The following is a 15,925-nucleotide window of genomic DNA, read 5'->3' as shown; positions in this document are numbered from 1 at the left end:
CCTCCACGGTACGACCGCCCCGGCCGCCCTGCGCGCCACTGTCGCGAGCGGGGGGAGTCCGGCTCCGCCGCGCACCCGGCCGGACACGGTGCGCGGTGCACGGAGAGCCGCCCGCGGCCCGCGTCAGGGCACCTCGGCCGGCTCTTCCGCCGCCCGTTCCCCCTCCGCCCCGCGCTCGCCGCCCATCGCGTGCTCGCTTTCCGCGGCCCCGTGCTCCCCACCCACCGCGCCACCCTGCTCCCAGCGCCGCCGCCGCACCGCCGGGACGGCCAGCACCAGGATCCCGGCCACGATCTGCCACAGCGCGCCGAACAGCAGCACCGCGGGCACCCCGGCCCGGCTCGCGATCGGCCCGGCAGCCGCCAGCCCGGCCGGCCCCAGCACGAAGGCCCCGAGCGATCCGAACGAGGCCACCCGCGCCAGTACTCCGGGCGGCACCCAGCTCTGCATGGTCGTGCTGTACAGGGTGCCGCAGACCGCCGAACCGGCCCGCGCGACCACCGCCGCCGCCGCCACCCAGGGCAGCGACGCCCCCACGGCGAGCGCGCCCGAGGGCAGCGCCCAGCCGAGCGTCGCCACCGTGGCCACCGCGAGCGGCCGACCCGGCCTGCGCCCCAGCATCAGCATCCCGGCCAGCACCGCGCCGACCCCGTACACGCCCATCACCAGGCCCCAGCCGCGCGCCCCTCCCAGGCTCCGCTGCGCGGTCAGCGGGCCGAGCACCAGGAACGGCGCCCACACCAGCAGGTTGAACAGCCCCATGTGCGCGGTGGTGATCCACAGCCACGGCCGCGAGCCGAACTCGGCCCAGCCGTCCCGCAGATCGCCGAGCAGCGAGCCGGACGGGCCCTCGACAGCCACCCTGCCCGGCAGCCGCAGCCGGGCCAGCGCGAACCCGCCAATCCCGTACGTCACCGCGTCCACCAGCAGCACCGCCGCCGGACCCTGCACGGCCGTCACGACGCCCGCCGCCGCCGGCCCCGCCACCGTCGCCACCGAACGGGCCAGCCCCAGCAGGGTGTTGGCGTCCGACAGCAGTTCCTTGCGGCGTACCAGGTCCGGCACCAGCGCGCCGAGCGCCGGCGTGAACAGCCCCTCGCCGACGCCCCAGACGGCGACCAGCACCACCATCGCCCACACCGGCGCCCGGCCCGCCACCAGGACCACGGCGAACGCGGCCTGGACCACCCCTCGCAGGACGTCCGAGCCGAGCATCACCCACCGGCTGCCCAGCCGGTCCGCGATCACGCCACCGGCCAGCAGCACCAGCACGATCGGCAGGATCCGGGCGGCCATCACCCAGCCCAGATCGGTACCGCTGCCGCCGCCTTCGAGCACCGCGAACGCCACCGCCACCGGCGCCATCGAGGAGCCGAGCAACGAGGTCGTGTAGCCGACGAAGAACCATCTGAAGTCGCGCTCGCCCAGTACGGCGAGACGGCCTCCCAGCCGCCGCCGGCGGGCCGGAATCCGCTCCGTTTCCACTGCCATGGGCGGCAAGTCTGCCCCCGCCCGGGAGCGGCGTTCAAGGGTTTCCGGCGGAAAACCTGAGCCGAACGGCATCAATATTGCCGACCGCCGCGACAGCCGCAGTAAATTCTCCCATCAACCGCCTCCCACCTGCCATTTACTGCGCTTCACCGGTACTCTCGAACAACCTTCACGACCCATATGTACTGCGGTATTTACTGCGGAAGAGAGGCTCATGTGCCCGATCAGCCACCGGTGGAGTACGCGGTCGCCGTCGAGCGTTATCTCGCCGCCTCCGAGCTCGGCGCGGGCTCCCGCCGGATCTACCGGATCGCCCTGAACACCTGGGCCTGGGCGCTCGCCGACCGCCCCGCCCCCACCGGCCCCGAACGGCGCCGTGCCCGGCCGCCCGTCCTCCCGCTCGCCCTGCTCGACCACCCCGGAGCGGCCGCCCGCCTCCAGGCCGCCGTCACCCACCGCGCCGGCGGCGCCGACCCGCGCACCCTCAACCGCGAACTCTCCACCCTGCGCGCCGCCGTGGCCTTCTGGCGCACCCGGGGCTGGATCGACACCGACCCCACCACAGCCCTGCGCCAGCGCCCCTTGCCCGTCACCGACGCCGCCCCGCTCACCCCGGACCAGCTCCGCGCCCTCTTCGCCCTCCGCGCCCCGCTGCGCGAACAGGCCCTCTGGCACCTGCTCCACGAGAGCGGCGCCACCATCGAGACCGTCCTCGCCCTCGACGCCGACGACCTCGACCTCCCCCACCGCCGCACCCGTCCGCCCGCCCCGCCACTGCACTGGGGGGCCGGGACCGCGCGCCTGCTCCCCCTCCTCCTCGCCGGCCGCACCACCGGCCCGCTCTTCCTCACCGGCCGCCGCGCCCCCGCCACCACCCCCGCCCGCGACCGCTGCCCCCACACCGGCCGCGCCCGCCTCTCCTACCGCCGCGCCGCCGAACTCTTCACCGCCCACACCCCGGCCCCCGGCTCGACCCTGCGCCAACTCCGCCCGGCACCCCCGAAAACACCACCGCCCCCGGACAACGAGCCCGGGGCCGGTGATCACGCGACCACCACCCGCTGACGGCACGGTCCGGCCCCCGCCGCACACCGCGGAACCGGGATCCGCGGGAGAACGCCGAAGGGCCCCTCCACCCGTGATGGAGGGGCCCTTCGAAGTGCTTTGGCGGAGCGTCTGCACAGAGCCCCCTGTCGGGTTCGAACCGACGACCCCCGCTTTACAAGGATTGGCGTGAGGCCCTGCCGCTGACCTGCGGTAAGCCCACCCTGGCCACCTGACCGCCGCCGGGCCGCTGGCGCCCGCGATTCACCGTCACGTACCGCCCGATCTGGCACGCCTGTGGCACAGCCCCAGCCCCAAAGCCAGCATTGGCAGACTTTACAGTCCACTGAGGCTATCGCCTGCGACCCTGGTACTGCGCCTTCCGGGCACTAGATCACCTCGGGTTGACCCTGGTGAGACTGCTCTAGCTGCTGCTCACGCATTCGCTGGTCTGCCCGTAGAGCTTCGACAGTAGTGGCGAAACCTTCCAAATTCTGTTCATCATCCCGCCCATAGGGGGAAATGCCCAGATCGATCGCAATGACATGCTGCTCCATACTATCGGCAGTTTGCTGAAGGTTAAATGCGCGCTCTCGCGGCTTAAAATACCCGACCACAGCAGTGATTACCGTAATCGTGAAGCCCAAGACAATGAGGACCCCCTTTCCCGGCTGCGGAGGGTCATACCATGCGGTAATTGCAGAGACCCCCGCAGAGCCGACAAAGACTACCCACTGCAAAAAGAGGTGAACGCGCCGATAGTAGCGAGACTCCTTGCGGAGCCTAACCACTTCGCCAGGGATCCGCTCCTTATATGACGCCCGACGATCCACCGTAGACGGCGTGAGCCTCCTCGCCTCAAGGATTCTGCGCTCCTCGGCCAACTCCAGGTCGAGCTTAAGGTCGCTCACCGGGGTCTTGCGATCCTCCCAGAATTCAAGGTCTCCATTGAATTCCAAATTCGCCAAGGCAATGAAGAGAGCCAGCAATGCTGCCAAAATGCCAGCAAATGTTCCATTAACCTCGCCTGGAATATCCCGCCCCAGCCATACAAAGAGCCCAAGCCCAGCCCACAGCAGAGCAACAAGGGCAAATAGCAGCGGGACCCCGAAAAGGCCAACCACCTGCATGCGTCGATTTCTAATTCGGTGACGAAGGTCGGCGACCTCGCGACGATGCTCAATCAGGGCATCCGTCGTATCCACACTCCCTGAAGCACTCATCGATTCCGACATCGACTTTCCACCCCCACGGACGTAAGCCTTCCCACTGTCCGGCTAATTCTGCCAGCCCGCGGGTCTCGCTGGGCGACTTTAGAGAGACTCCTCGCGTCCAGCCGTGGCGATGCTCAGTCTTCCCGGGAGCTTCCTTCGTTCTCACTCCCCCTCAGCCCGAAATAGCCTGCCACTGTCGTCCCTACTTGCGGGCGGCGGAGCGGTTTTGGCCGGTGTCCTGTCTGGTCTGGGGTCGAGCATGATCGGGGGGCCGTAAGCTGTTGCGACTCGGTCAGGGCTTTTGGGCCTGACCGCAATTTGGCCGAGTGGCCCCCCGGTCTTGCTCGACGAGGGTCCCGGTCCTGGCAGGTGGGTAAAACCGTGGAGCCGACCGTCACCAGCCACGGCCGGTAGTGACCTGCACCCATGTCCTCCCGCCTGGCGCGGCCGGCCGCCGCCGTCGCGGGGCGCAGACAGGAGCGGCGGCGAGCGGCAGGGCCGCGCGCTGGCGCGCCGCGCGCGCCCTTGAACCCGTAGAGAAGAGTTTTACGCATCCCTCCTCCCCTTCACCCACCCCTCTCACCTCCCCTCCCCCTGCTCCTGGGCCCGCTGGCCGCCTATGATCGACAAGCTCTGACCTGACGGTTCTTCACCATCCTGCGCGGGGGCCATGGATACGATCACCCAGCTTGTGACCATCGCGGCCGTGGTTCTCGGTGGGCTCACGACGTACCTGACGAACAGCTTGATGGAGCGAAGCAGGCGCAAGGACGGGTTGCGGCTCCGCTGGGACGAGAAGAAGTTAGACGCCTACGCCGACTATGTCGGGCAGGTCCGGACCACGATCCACATCTCGGTCCTCCTGTACGAAGTCCGGGAAGAGATCCGGCAGATGCCTCGTACTGAGCACGAGCTGTCGATGGAGCTGACCGAAGCTGGTGGGGATCAGGGCAAGGCCTTCGAGCGGGTCATGCTGTTGGCCGGCGACGAGGTGATCGAGGCAGCTCACGCGATCCAGGAGACCCTTGCAGCGATCGGCTGGCAGGCTCGGGGGATGGTCGCCGGCTCCCTTGCCGACTGGCGGGCGCTGCACACCGAAGCGTTCAAGGCGATCAACCGGTTCCACGAAGCCGCTCGCGCCGACCTTGGTGTCGGGGGCCGTTTTGAAGGTGACCGACACACCGCTCGTGGACTGCTGCTGCCTGGCGCCCGGGCCGCCGGCGAGTCGACCGACCGAGCCTGAACCGGGCAGCAAAACGGCCCCAGCGAACTGCCGGGGCCGGTCCTGCCGCATCACGCTCAGCCGGCGTCGATCCGCCAGTTCTCCAGCGCCAACAGCGCCTCCGCCCGGGCCTGGACGACCGCCATGCGGGCCGCTCGCTCGATCTCCTGGCTGTGCGCCGCCTGGTGGGTGCTCTGTCCGGGCCACTTCCGGTACAGGAGTCCGGTCTCCTCGATGAACCACCCGCGGCTGACCGCGTTGAGCGCCAGCAGCAGCCCGGTGTCCTCGGACGCCGGAAGTGCCATCCACCCGCCGAGTGCGAGCAGTAGATCCCGTCGCACGCACAGCGTCGCCGGGTGCACCTGGGCACGGAAGTCGTGTGCCTTCCAGTGGGCCAGCACCTCGCCGCGCTCTACCGGTCCGGCCGGCGGGTCCTGGTCGAAGCCGACCGTGCTGCCGTCCGGTAGCAGGTCGAGCACGCGGGACGTCGTCCACGCCACGTCCGGCCGGCTGGTGAGCACGGCAAGGTCCCGGGCCAGCGTCCCGGGCGGCAGCATGTCGTCGGCGTCGAGCACCTTCACGAACTGTCCGGTGGCTCGGGACAGCCCCATCGTGCGTGCCATGCCCGCCCGCCCGTGTCGGCCCTGGCCGAAGCTGATCCGGGCATCGTCCGGGACGTGCGGGGCGACGTCGTCCGTCTCGCTGTCTTCCTGGATCACCCACTGCCAGTCCCACCCGTCCGGCAGGTCCTGCTCCAGCAAGGACTTGTAGGCGTCCGCCAGATACTCGGCGCTCGGGCCGTGGACGGCCGTGATGACGGTAACGAGGTTGGTCATGCTCACCACCTGTTCAGCTTGGTTGTGTAGACCATTTCGGTACGGTCACCCGGGAGCACCACATCGGCGACCTCGACCACGCGGTCTGTCGTGTCGATGCAAGTCTTCCGGAGGAGGATCACGGACACACCCATCGGCAGGCCGAGTTCTTCGATTTCCTCCGGCGTCGGGGGCCGGGTGCGGAAGGTCTCCACGACGCGGTCCAGCTCGATCCCGACGCTGAAGAGCTGGTTCTGCGTGCCACCCGGCCACGGCTCCTGGTCCTCGCTGAGCAGGTCCGGGTTCCCCGCGATCATGTCGAGTACGAGGTAGGACCGGGCGACGTTGAACGGTGCGCGCTCCTCGCTGTAGCGAGTGCGGTAGGTGCGCTGGAGCAGGATCGTCCCCTCGGGGATGCCGAACGCGGCGGCGAGATCGGCATCCGCCGGCGTCTGCTCGTACTTGGCCGCGAACACCAGATCGTTCACGGTGAGCCCGGTGTCGTGCTCGGTGGCGCCGGTCTTCAACCGCTCCGCCTCCGACTCGCGGGCGCGGTCCTTCTCCCACTGGTGCCGCAGATTGTCGCGCGTGACCGGGGTCGGCTGCCGGCGGACGAACGTGCCCCGACCGTGCTGCTTGTCGACCAGCCCTTGCGCCTGGAGCACTCCGACCGCCTGGCGCACGGTCGGAACGCTCACCTCGTAGATGTCAGCCAGCTCAGTCTCAGCGGGGAGCCGCTCGCCCGGGGGCAGGCTTCCGTCATCGATCTGGGCCGTGAGCTTGGCCGCGATCTGCTCGTAGCGCTTCGCCATGGTGCTGGTCACCGTCCTGTCGGGGTCTCCCGCCATCCTAAGTCCTAAAGAGGTGTTGACGACTAGCTGATGAGCCGTCATAGTCATGGGGACAGCAACTCCTAATGAGGACTTGAAGACAAGATCTCATGAGGTGCTGATGACACCCGGTATCTGCCGTGGTGAGGCTGCTCCGAGGGTCGATAGCTCCCCCCGGACCAGATGAAGGAGCCCAGCTCATGCGCTTCATCCCCGTCGACACGACCGCCGCGCTGGTGATGGTCGCCCAGGCGCCCCGCCCGAAGCTCAAGGACCGCCGTACCGGCGAGATGGCTATGGACACCGAGACCGGCGCGCCGCTGGTCACCCTGGACGTCACCTTCGTGGCCAACGGCGAGGCTGACATCCTGTCCCTGACCGTCCCGCAGCCGGGCATCCCGGACGGTCTGGCGCCCGGCATGCTGGTCAGTGTCACCCGGCTCATCGCGCGGCCGTGGGAGAACGAGTTCAACGGTCAGAAGCGCTCGGGCATCGCGTTCCGCGCCGACGCCGTGACCGTCACGTCCGCTCCGGCCTTCGCCGGCGCGAGCGCCTGATCGCCATGGACGCCTTGACGACGGCGCTCATTGAGCTGGGCGTCCCCGCTGCGGCCCTCGGTTCCGGCGCCCTCTACGCGAGGGCCAAGCTCCCGCGCACCTACTGGGCGACCGTCGGTCTGCCGCTGACCGTCCACCGCATCCGGCGCGACTACGACAACGTAATGGAGGCGTGCGGCCTCACCGTCGAGCCCTCATTCTGGCGGGCGATGGCCTCCTCGGCCACCAACCGGCCGGCGCGCCCCGCGATGCCCAAGATCCGTAGCATCACTGCCAGTTCGACCGGTTTGCGGATTCGGCTCCGGCTCGCCCGTGGCCAGGAGACGGCCGACATGCTGAATGCCACCGAGCGTCTGCGGCACGCCTGGGGTGTCCACGCGGTGTACGCCTCGGAGGTGAAGCCCGGCGTGGTGGACCTGCGGGTGGTCGGCTTCGACGTGCTGCGCAACGTCCGCATGCCGCGCCGGGTCACCGCCAAGTCCGCCGGCCTGCTGCGGGTCCCGGTCGCAGTCCGGGCCGACGGCGCCGTCCACTACCGGGACTTCCGGCAGGTGCCCAACGGGCTCAACCTCGGCGCTAACCAGTCCGGCAAGTCGATGTTCACCCGGAACCTGATCCATGGCCTGGCCGCTCAGCCGGTCGCCCTGGTGGGCATCGACTGCAAGCGCGGCGTGGAACAGCGCCCATTCGCCCCGCGGCTGTCCGCCCTGGCCACCGATCCGGGCGAAGCGCTCGGCCTGCTGCTGGCGCTGCTGGTCGAGATGGACGACCGTTACGACCTGATCCGCGCCCATCAGGGTGTCCCCGGGTCGGTGGCTGCCGAGGACGTGACCGCCGATATCTGGGGCCTGCCCGCCAAGGTCCGGCCGGTGCCGATCGTGGTCCTGGTGGACGAGATCGCCGAACTCTTCCTCGCCGCCGGCAAGGCCGACGAGGAACGCCGGAACCAGATCGTCATCGCGCTCATCCGGCTCGCCCAACTCGCCCGCGCCGCAGGCATCTTCCTGGAGATCTCGGGTCAGCGCTTCGGCTCGGAGTTGGGCAAGGGTGCGACACTGCTCCGATCCCAGCTCACCGGCCGCACTGTCCACCGGGTCAACGACCTGGAGACCGCGCGCATGGGCCTCGGCGACATCTCCGAGACCGCCATGCTCGCCGCTACCCGGATCAGCCCCGACATGCCCGGAGTTGCTGTCGCCGGCGACACCTCGGGCCGCTGGTCCGAGATCCGCACGCCGTATCGCTCGCTCTCCGAAGTCGCCGACCGCTGCGCGAACTTCGTTCACCTGGTGCCGCCGCTCCCTCGCCTCGCAGCCTTCCGCCCGCAGATCGCATCGGCTGCCGCCGCGGTGAGCGTCCCGCCGATGCCCTCGGCGCCGCCGGTCTTCGCGCCGGTTCCGGCCTCCGAGTAGAGCCCCCGCCCACGGTCGGCGTGACCGCCCCGCGCCAAGTTCCTACCCCCGCCATGCCTTGAACAGGAGAACGCCCATGTCCCGCAAGCCCTCCATCTCCGAGATCGGCGCCTTCATCGGCCGACTCAAGGCCAACTCCGAGAGCGGCGCCAACCCCGGTCCGCTGCTGGCCGAGAAGGCCGACCTGTTGGAGCGCATCGCCAAGACCAACCCGGGCGACCGCGACGCCGCCGAGGTCGCCCGCGACGCCCGTGCCGCCGCCGACCGCGCCCAGCGCGACGCCCGGTGACCCCCGTGGCCGCCCGCAAGCGCCCGACGGCGCCCATGCCCGCGCCCTGCCAGCCCTGCGAGGGCACCGGTCAGATCACCGAGGCCGTCTACACCGGCCGTGGTGCGCGCCGCCGCCGGCTCGCCGAGCAGGAAGCCACGTGCCTCGACTGCCTCGGCTCCGGAATCGCGCTGGAGGTGAACCGGTGATCCGGATCCGTGTGACCTGCGACGTCGACTCCGTGGCCGCTGTGGTCGCCGACCTGTGCCGCCTCTGGGCGGTGCACGACGTCAAGGAGTACCCCGCCCGGGACCCCGGTCAGCGACGCATCTACATCACCGCGTCCCGCCGCACGACCCGCGCCAGGTAGCACCCACTCGCCGAGTCCGGGCGGCCCACCGCCGGCTCGCCCGGTCTCCGCCCTACCGAACTGGAGGTGAACCGACATGCGCCGACTCCCCAAGCTGGACGCCGTCCTGGCGCAGGCCGTGATCGCTGCCGCACTGTCCTTCGCCCACCTGCACGACCTCGCCGAGTCCGCCGGTCAGTCCGGCTGGAAGTCCTGGGCCTACCCGGTGTCCGTCGACCTGCTGCTCGTCGCCGCCTGGCGCCGACTGCGGTCCGGGGCCTCGGTCCGGCTCGCCTGGTGCTGGTTCGTCATCGCCCTGGCCGCTTCGCTCGGTGCCAACATCGGCACCGCCGGACTGCTCGACCTCGGCAATGCCCCGGCCTGGCTCCGCGTGCTCGTCGCCGGCTGGCCCGCCGCCGCGTTCCTGGGCGGCACCCTGCTGGCTCACTCGACCACCGTGCCCACGCCGGATGTCACCCCGGTTGAACCGGAGCAGGACGTCCCCGAGGCCGACGAACTGCCGCCGCTCTACTCCCCGGCCGCCGAGCCGGTGACCGAGCCGACCCAAGTGCTCCCTTCGCCGCCCGTCCCGGAGCTCGCCCCAATTCCCGTACCGGAGCCGACTCCGGAGCCCGCTCCCGCTGCGGTCCCGACCGTCCCGTCCTTCCTCCTCGATCACGCCCGGAAGGTCGCCGACGACCACCGCATCCGTACCGGCAACCCGATCGACGCCGCGACGCTCCGTACCCGGCTCGGCATCAAAGATCCGCTCGCCTCGGCCCTCGTCGCCGAACTCGTCTGAAGGAACGGCCTGATGAACATCTCGCTGCCCCTCCTCCCGGTGCTCGCGCTCGCCGCCTGGTTCATCGTGCGAAATCTCCGCCTGCGCTGGTGGGCCGTCGCCGCGCTCGTCCTCCTCGGCTTCTACCTCGCCAGCTCCTCGGCCGGCCCGCTGATCGACAAGACCACCCGCGACGGTGTCGAGGTCATCAACAAGACCGGCACCAAGTAGCCGACCAGATCGGAGAGTTCCGCATGAACATCACCCTTCTGAACCTGCCGCCGCTGGTCACGGTCGACGGCTCCGGCCTGGTCGCTGAGATCGAGGCGTACTTGGCCACGCTGCCCGCCCCGGTCCGCGTCCAAGTCCCGTACATCTCGCCGCTCGGCTCCACCGTGCAGACCTGGAACGCCGGGTACCCACTTCCGCACGTCACCCTGCTCGACCGACTCACCCGGCGCCCGGCCCGTCAGATCCCGGTGACCGCCAGCGACCACCTGCGGCTCGTCTCCCGGTACATCACCGCCGCCGGCTGGATGCAGGGCGCCATGTGGGACTCCGCCGGCCGGGTCTGCCTCCTCGGCGCCCAAGCCGCCGTCCTCGTCCACGGCTATGGCACCCCGACCACCGTCCAGACCGCCCGGGTTCAGCTCATGGAGATCCTGCACGCCACCGGTCGCCCCGTGTGCTCCCCGGACGAGTTCAACGACCGGCCCACCACCCGGCAGGCCGACATCCACCACCTGCTCGACCGCGCCGCCGCCCGCGCTCTGTCGCTCGGCCTCTGACCTCCCCGGGGACGGCCAACACGCCGCCAGCATCCCGCCGCCCCGGAGATCGCAACCCTCCGCAACCCATCACGAAGGACCGCTCATGGATCTGCCCACGATCTTTGCCGCCGGTGCGCCGCTGATCGGATGGACCACTCACAGCGCCTGGCTGAACCGCCGCCTGGCCACCGCCCGCCGCGACCCGCTCACCGGGCTCCACACCCGCGCCGGCTTCACCGCCCGCGCCCACCGACTGATCGCGAACCACCCGGACCGCGCATCGGTGCTGCTGATCGACCTGGACGACTTCAAGGCCACCAACGACACCCACGGCCACGCCGCCGGCGACGCGGTACTCACTGCCACCGCCGAACGCCTCTCCATCTGGGTCGGCCGCTCCGGCATCGCCGCCCGCCTCGGCGGGGACGAGTTCGCTGCCGTCGTCCTGGACGGCCCCGGCCGCCTGCCCGGCCTGCTCGCGGCCCTCCACCGACCGGTCGCCTACGCGGGCTTCTCGCTTCCGGTCGCCGCCTCGGTGGGCATCTGCCCCGCCGCGGAGCTGCCTGTCGTCTCGCTCACGGACGCGCTCGCCGCCGCCGACCGGGACATGTACGCGCACAAGCGCGACGGCCGTACCTCCCGCCGCCGCTGACCTCAAGACCAGCCCCGGGGCGGCAACACGCCGCCAAGCATCCCGCCGCCCCGAGGCCGCAACCCCTTCCCGAACCGAAGCCCACGAAGGAGAGCACCATCATGCCCCAGCACAGTCACGCCCCGACTCGGATCTGCCCGGACTGCTCGGGTCACGCCACGGCACACATCGCCACGGGCGTGCGCCTCCGTGACGGCTCCCGCGCCACTGTCCCGGTCAGCTGCTCGGCCTGCCACGGCGCCGGCACCCTCGTCCGCCTCCTGGCCACCGCCGCGAAGGCCGTCTGACATGGCCCTCCTCGACTGGCGCGATTCCCGCCACTGGGCCCAGAAGCCCGCCCCCTGCGGCGTCTGCGACAAGCCGACCAACCTGCGCTCCGACCGCGGCAAGCCCGTCCACAAGGTGTGCGCGGAGCAGTGGACCGAGCAGCACCAGAAGCCCGCCGACCAGTCCTAACCAGCCCCGGGCCCCGGAGTCAGCAACCGGCTCCGGGGCCCTCCCTCGCATTGGAGGTGAACTACATGACCACGACCACCGCGCCCCCGGTCGCCGACCTGCTCGGGCTCGCCCAACTCGGCACCATGCCCGCCCTCATGCGGCAGCTCTCCGGCCTCGCCGGCTGCACCTCGCCCATCCGGCTCGCCGGCTGGCGCACCGAGATCAACCAGACGACCGGGCAGGTGCTCCACCATCTGGAGTCCGCCGAGCTGCCCGCCGGGAACCTGCTCGTACGCTGCGGCAACCGCCGTGTCACCCGCTGCCCGTCCTGTGCCGAAACGTATCGCCGCGACACGTACCACCTGATCACCGCCGGACTCGTCGGTGGAAAGGGCACCCCGGAGACGGTCGCCACCCATCCCCGGGTCTTCGCTACCTTCACCGCCCCATCGTTCGGGCCCGTCCACAACCGGCCCTCCTCCGGTCGCTGCCGCTGCGGTATCGCCCACGCGGCCGACGATCCGGCGCTCGGCTCGCCGCTCGACCCGGAGACGTATGACTACGAGGGCGCCATTCTGTGGAACGCCCATGCGGGCAAGCTCTGGGCCCGCTTCTCGATCCACCTCCGCCGGGAAGTCGCCAAGCGGGCCGGGCTGACGCAGCGGGAGTTCCGCGACTTCGCCCGCATCTCCTTCGGCAAGGTCGCCGAGTACCAGAAGCGCGGCGCGATCCACTTCCACGCAGTCATCCGCCTCGACGGCCCTGAGGGTGGCACCGACCGCCCGCCGGTTTGGGCCTCCGCCGAGCTGCTGACCGACGCGATCCGCGCCGCCGTCCGCCGAACCGAGATCGCTGGTCCCCTGGTCGACGGCCGCGAGCACCGGTTCGCCTTCGGCAGGCAGCTCGACATCCGCACGATCCGCAACGCCGACTTCGCAGGACCCGTCCCGATCACCGAACGGGCCGTCGCCGCCTACATCGCCAAGTACGCCACCAAGGGCGCCGAGACCGCTACCGGCACCCTGGACCGCCCGGTGCGCCTACTCGCGGAGATCGCCCAGTACGACATCCCCGAACACTCCCGCCGGCTCATCCGAACCTGCTGGAACCTCGGCGCCCGCCCCGACCTGGCCGGTCTCCGGCTCCGCGCTTGGACGCACATGCTCGGCTTCCGGGGCCACTTCTCCACGAAGACCCGCAAGTACTCCACCACTCTCGGTGCGCTCCGCGGCGCCCGAACGGCCTGGCGTCGCGCTCAGACGCTCGAACGCCTTCATGGCCCCGATGCCCTCGCCGCTGAGGACACCACGCTCGTCCTCGCGCACTGGGTCTTCGCCGGCCACGGCCTCACCCGCGGCGAACAGTGGCTCGCCGCCGCCATCCAACCCGCACCCGGCACGGAAGGAGAACCGACCCATGACTGACCGCCTGTTGACCGCCGCACAGGTCGCCGAACGGCTCGGCACCTGGGAGACCAGCGGGGAGCGATTCCCCCGCCGACTGATCGCCGAGCGCCGGATCGCCTTCGTCAAGGTTGGCCACCACGTGCGAATCCCCGCCTCGGCCGTCGACGCGTTCATCGCCGAACGCACGGTGCAGCCGGTGACCACCCGCCGTCGGCCGCTCCGGAAGGTGGCGTGATGGCCAACTCCAGGGGCAACCGCCGGCGCTTCGGCTCGGTCCGCAAGCTCCCATCGGGCCGCTTTCAGGTCCGCTACCCCGACCCGGTCACCGGCCTGATGCGTCCGGGTGAGGAGACGTACCCCACCAAGACGGACGCCGAGGTCGCGCTGACGCTCATCGAGGCTGACATCAAGCGCGACCAGTGGACCGACCCGGACGCCGGGAAGGTCATATTCGGTGACTTCGCCGACGAGTGGTTGAGGGACAGGAAGTTGGAGGACACCACCAGGGAGCGGTACGAGGGCGTGCTCCGGCTACACATCAAGCCGACGTTCAGTGCCCGCTTCCTGTCCGAGATCACACCAGCCCGGGTCCGGACGTGGCGAACGCGCCTCCTGGAAGGGGGAGTCGGCGAGCCGACCGTGGTCAAGGCGTACCAGCTCCTCCGCAGCATCATGTCCACCGCCGTGGACGACGAGCTGATCAAGCGCAACCCGTGCCGGATCACGGGCGCCGACACCTACGACGTCCCGGAGCGCCCGGTCCTGACCATCCGCGAGGTGTACGCCCTGGCGGCGGCGATCCAGCCTCAATGGCGGGCGCTGGTGCTGCTCACCGCGTTCACCACGCTCCGGCTCGGCGAGCTGGCCGCGCTCCGCCGGCGGGATGTCAACCTGGATGCCCGAACCCTCTGGGTCCGCCGAAATCAGGCCGAGCTGAGCAACGGCAAGCTGATCACCAAGGCTCCCAAGAGCCGCGCCGGCTTCCGCCCGGTGGCCTTCCCTGACCTCATCGTCCCAGACCTGGAGCAGCACCTTGAGCGTCACGCCGCCAAGGGGCAGGACGGGCTGTTCTTCGTCGGCCCCCGGGGCGGCAAGCTCCGCCGGAGCAACTTCCGGGATGACTGGACGGCTGCCAAAGCCAAGGCCGGCGTCTCGTCGGACGTCCACTTCCACGACGTCCGGCACACTGGCAACAACCTCGCCGCGCAGAACGGGGCCAGCACCCGGGAGCTCATGACCAGGATGGGCCACAGCACCACCCGAGCCGCGCTGATCTACCAGCACATGACCAGCGACCGCGACCGTGCAATCGCCGACCGGATGGGCGATGCCGCCCGCCGCGCACTATTCGATGATCCGGCAGCAGGAGGCTCGGGAGCATCTGAGTAGCAGGATCCGTTGCGTGCAGCTGAACCAGCATCACCACCGGCCAGCCCCGTCCGCGCTGCTCCACGCGTACAGGGCTGGCCTTCCGCCGTTACAGGGGAGCCGACTTCCAGACTCATGCCTCGACATGTCAGCGACATGATCTAGGGTCTGGCCATGACGACTTCCCTCGGCCCGATGGCTCCCGGCGACATCCGCACTCGGGCACAGATCCGACAGGAATTCGGAGGAAGCCCGCAGGGTGGCATCTGCCCCTCGGGTGAAAAGAAGAGTGTCAATCTCTATTCTGACCCAAGTGTCGGGGAGAACGTCGGCTACTACGACGGATGGCTAGCAGAGAAAGATGAGCTAGGCCCTGTCTTTGAATACACCGGGGCCGGCCTGACTGGCGACCAGACATTTGAGGGCACGTTTGGGCTGGGTAACCGGGCCATCCTCCGCCACGCCGAACAAGGCCGGAAGCTAAGGGTATTCATTCGCGCGGGCACCATTAAGGGAACTGCGACAGCAACCCACCGCTACGTCGGCACTTTCAATCTTGACCAGCGTCTTCCGTACGTCTGGCGGAAGGTCCGCGGAGAAAATGGCGAGGTGCGAAGCGTAATCGTCTTCCGCCTACGCCCTGATGGTGCCTTCGAAAGCTCTGCAGCGGATGCTATCCCCGCGGCCAAGGAAACCACGGTTGACTTCGTCCAGTTTCAGCCAATCACGGCATCGATGCTGAACTCAGGGCCAGCAACCCAAGGGGCGCTATCCATTCCGGCACAACAGCCCGGAGCAAAGGGTTCTACGAAGAATCGAACCGCGCACGCATCTACCGAAGGCATCTTTGTCGTGCCCGAGGCTTTCAATACGGAGATGAGCCTCAGGGCTGCTACCGCGGCAAGCATCGCCGTTCGCCGCGAGGCTGCACTGACAAAGTCGTATTGGGCTCACTTGGAATCATATGGACACAAGGTTGGTGCATTCCAGATCAGGGTCGAGGGTTTGAGCTCGACCCTGCGCACCGACCTCTACGACGCCACCGCTCACGTCCTCTACGAAGCCAAGGGCTCCAGCTCGCGTGAGGACGTACGCATGGCTATCGGCCAGCTGCTCGACTATGGCCGCTACGTAAAGACAGACGCCCACCCGCGCGAGCCTCGGCAGGTGGTACTGCTTCCCGCAGCCCCAGACCCGGACATTCGCAATCTACTTGAGCGCCACCAGATCGGATTGGTGCACCAGTTGAGCGATGGTCGATTCACTGGCCCAGACGCACTGGCTCTGGGCTAGTCCGCCATGGGCGCT

21 protein-coding genes are annotated in these 15,925 nt (G+C 69.6%); 17 read left to right on the top strand and 4 right to left on the bottom strand.

All coding sequences use genetic code 11. The features are described 5' to 3' along the window. Window positions 1-123 precede the first annotated feature (123 nt). On the bottom strand, window positions 124-1,491 hold the full coding sequence (locus tag OG286_RS22580) for an MFS transporter (protein WP_405365752.1): 1,368 nt from the start codon (window positions 1,489-1,491) through the stop codon (window positions 124-126). Window positions 1,492-1,707: 216 nt separating this feature from the next. On the opposite strand from OG286_RS22580, the gene OG286_RS22575 reads away from it, so the two are divergent. Further along, a complete protein-coding gene (locus OG286_RS22575) occupies window positions 1,708-2,556 on the top strand; it encodes a hypothetical protein (RefSeq protein WP_405365751.1) in 849 nt (282 codons plus the stop codon). Between the two features lie 368 nt (window positions 2,557-2,924). Here the strand turns inward: OG286_RS22575 and OG286_RS22570 are convergent, their stop codons facing one another. Further along, the gene (locus OG286_RS22570; protein ID WP_405365750.1) at window positions 2,925-3,770 is read right to left on the bottom strand and encodes an SLATT domain-containing protein; all 846 of its coding nucleotides are present in this window, start codon (window positions 3,768-3,770) and stop codon (window positions 2,925-2,927) included. A gap of 649 nt (window positions 3,771-4,419) precedes the next feature. Between OG286_RS22570 and OG286_RS22565 the strand changes: the two genes are divergently transcribed. Next, complete coding sequence (locus tag OG286_RS22565; protein ID WP_405365749.1) at window positions 4,420-4,992, top strand: hypothetical protein; 573 nt, start codon at window positions 4,420-4,422, stop codon at window positions 4,990-4,992. A 56-nt stretch (window positions 4,993-5,048) separates the two neighbouring features. On the opposite strand, the gene OG286_RS22560 is transcribed toward OG286_RS22565, so the two are convergent. Both OG286_RS22560 and OG286_RS22555 read right to left on the bottom strand, forming a co-directional pair. Beyond that, window positions 5,049-5,807, bottom strand: coding sequence for a glycosyltransferase (locus OG286_RS22560; RefSeq protein WP_405365748.1), 759 nt, complete (start codon window positions 5,805-5,807; stop codon window positions 5,049-5,051). Between the two features lie 2 nt (window positions 5,808-5,809). Then, a complete protein-coding gene (locus tag OG286_RS22555; RefSeq protein WP_405366076.1) occupies window positions 5,810-6,598 on the bottom strand; it encodes a GntR family transcriptional regulator in 789 nt (262 codons plus the stop codon). Window positions 6,599-6,816: 218 nt separating this feature from the next. Between OG286_RS22555 and OG286_RS22550 the strand changes: the two genes are divergently transcribed. The 15 genes from OG286_RS22550 (at window position 6,817) to OG286_RS22480 (ending at window position 15,910) form a co-directional block, all read left to right on the top strand. After that, entirely contained in the window at window positions 6,817-7,173 is a 357-nt protein-coding gene (locus tag OG286_RS22550) for a hypothetical protein (RefSeq protein ID WP_352289669.1), read from the top strand. A 5-nt stretch (window positions 7,174-7,178) separates the two neighbouring features. Continuing rightward, the gene (locus OG286_RS22545; RefSeq protein WP_405365747.1) at window positions 7,179-8,585 is read left to right on the top strand and encodes an FtsK/SpoIIIE domain-containing protein; all 1,407 of its coding nucleotides are present in this window, start codon (window positions 7,179-7,181) and stop codon (window positions 8,583-8,585) included. Between the two features lie 76 nt (window positions 8,586-8,661). Further along, the gene (locus tag OG286_RS22540; protein ID WP_405365746.1) at window positions 8,662-8,874 is read left to right on the top strand and encodes a hypothetical protein; all 213 of its coding nucleotides are present in this window, start codon (window positions 8,662-8,664) and stop codon (window positions 8,872-8,874) included. Between the two features lie 5 nt (window positions 8,875-8,879). Beyond that, on the top strand, window positions 8,880-9,062 hold the full coding sequence (locus tag OG286_RS22535) for a hypothetical protein (protein WP_405365745.1): 183 nt from the start codon (window positions 8,880-8,882) through the stop codon (window positions 9,060-9,062). Continuing rightward, on the top strand, window positions 9,059-9,223 hold the full coding sequence (locus OG286_RS22530) for a hypothetical protein (RefSeq protein WP_405365744.1): 165 nt from the start codon (window positions 9,059-9,061) through the stop codon (window positions 9,221-9,223). Before OG286_RS22535 ends, OG286_RS22530 begins: the two co-directional genes overlap by 4 nt. A gap of 76 nt (window positions 9,224-9,299) precedes the next feature. Next, a complete protein-coding gene (locus OG286_RS22525; protein ID WP_405365743.1) occupies window positions 9,300-10,004 on the top strand; it encodes a DUF2637 domain-containing protein in 705 nt (234 codons plus the stop codon). 12 nt (window positions 10,005-10,016) lie between these two features. Next, the gene (locus tag OG286_RS22520; RefSeq protein WP_405365742.1) at window positions 10,017-10,214 is read left to right on the top strand and encodes a hypothetical protein; all 198 of its coding nucleotides are present in this window, start codon (window positions 10,017-10,019) and stop codon (window positions 10,212-10,214) included. A 23-nt stretch (window positions 10,215-10,237) separates the two neighbouring features. Further along, on the top strand, window positions 10,238-10,771 hold the full coding sequence (locus OG286_RS22515) for a hypothetical protein (RefSeq protein ID WP_405365741.1): 534 nt from the start codon (window positions 10,238-10,240) through the stop codon (window positions 10,769-10,771). Between the two features lie 85 nt (window positions 10,772-10,856). Beyond that, the gene (locus tag OG286_RS22510) at window positions 10,857-11,405 is read left to right on the top strand and encodes a GGDEF domain-containing protein (RefSeq protein WP_405365740.1); all 549 of its coding nucleotides are present in this window, start codon (window positions 10,857-10,859) and stop codon (window positions 11,403-11,405) included. A 101-nt stretch (window positions 11,406-11,506) separates the two neighbouring features. Beyond that, window positions 11,507-11,692: a hypothetical protein gene (locus OG286_RS22505; RefSeq protein ID WP_405365739.1), complete on the top strand. Its 186-nt coding sequence runs from the start codon at window positions 11,507-11,509 to the stop codon at window positions 11,690-11,692. 1 nt (window position 11,693) lies between these two features. Next, window positions 11,694-11,861, top strand: a complete 168-nt coding sequence (locus tag OG286_RS22500) for a hypothetical protein (RefSeq protein WP_375981425.1) — start codon at window positions 11,694-11,696, stop codon at window positions 11,859-11,861. Between the two features lie 65 nt (window positions 11,862-11,926). Further along, entirely contained in the window at window positions 11,927-13,267 is a 1,341-nt protein-coding gene (locus OG286_RS22495; protein WP_405365738.1) for a replication initiator, read from the top strand. Then, window positions 13,260-13,484: an excisionase family DNA-binding protein gene (locus OG286_RS22490; protein WP_405365737.1), complete on the top strand. Its 225-nt coding sequence runs from the start codon at window positions 13,260-13,262 to the stop codon at window positions 13,482-13,484. The genes OG286_RS22495 and OG286_RS22490 overlap by 8 nt, the downstream gene beginning before the upstream one ends. After that, window positions 13,484-14,638 (top strand): tyrosine-type recombinase/integrase, encoded by a 1,155-nt coding sequence (locus tag OG286_RS22485; protein ID WP_405365736.1) that lies wholly within the window; start codon window positions 13,484-13,486, stop codon window positions 14,636-14,638. The genes OG286_RS22490 and OG286_RS22485 overlap by 1 nt, the downstream gene beginning before the upstream one ends. 153 nt (window positions 14,639-14,791) lie before the next feature. Next, the gene (locus OG286_RS22480) at window positions 14,792-15,910 is read left to right on the top strand and encodes a hypothetical protein (RefSeq protein WP_405365735.1); all 1,119 of its coding nucleotides are present in this window, start codon (window positions 14,792-14,794) and stop codon (window positions 15,908-15,910) included. Window positions 15,911-15,925 lie beyond the last annotated feature (15 nt).

This window comes from Kitasatospora sp. NBC_00039 (genome assembly GCF_045160625.1).
GTDB lineage: Bacteria > Actinomycetota > Actinomycetes > Streptomycetales > Streptomycetaceae > Kitasatospora.
This window is presented reverse-complemented; position numbering and strand designations above follow the sequence as displayed.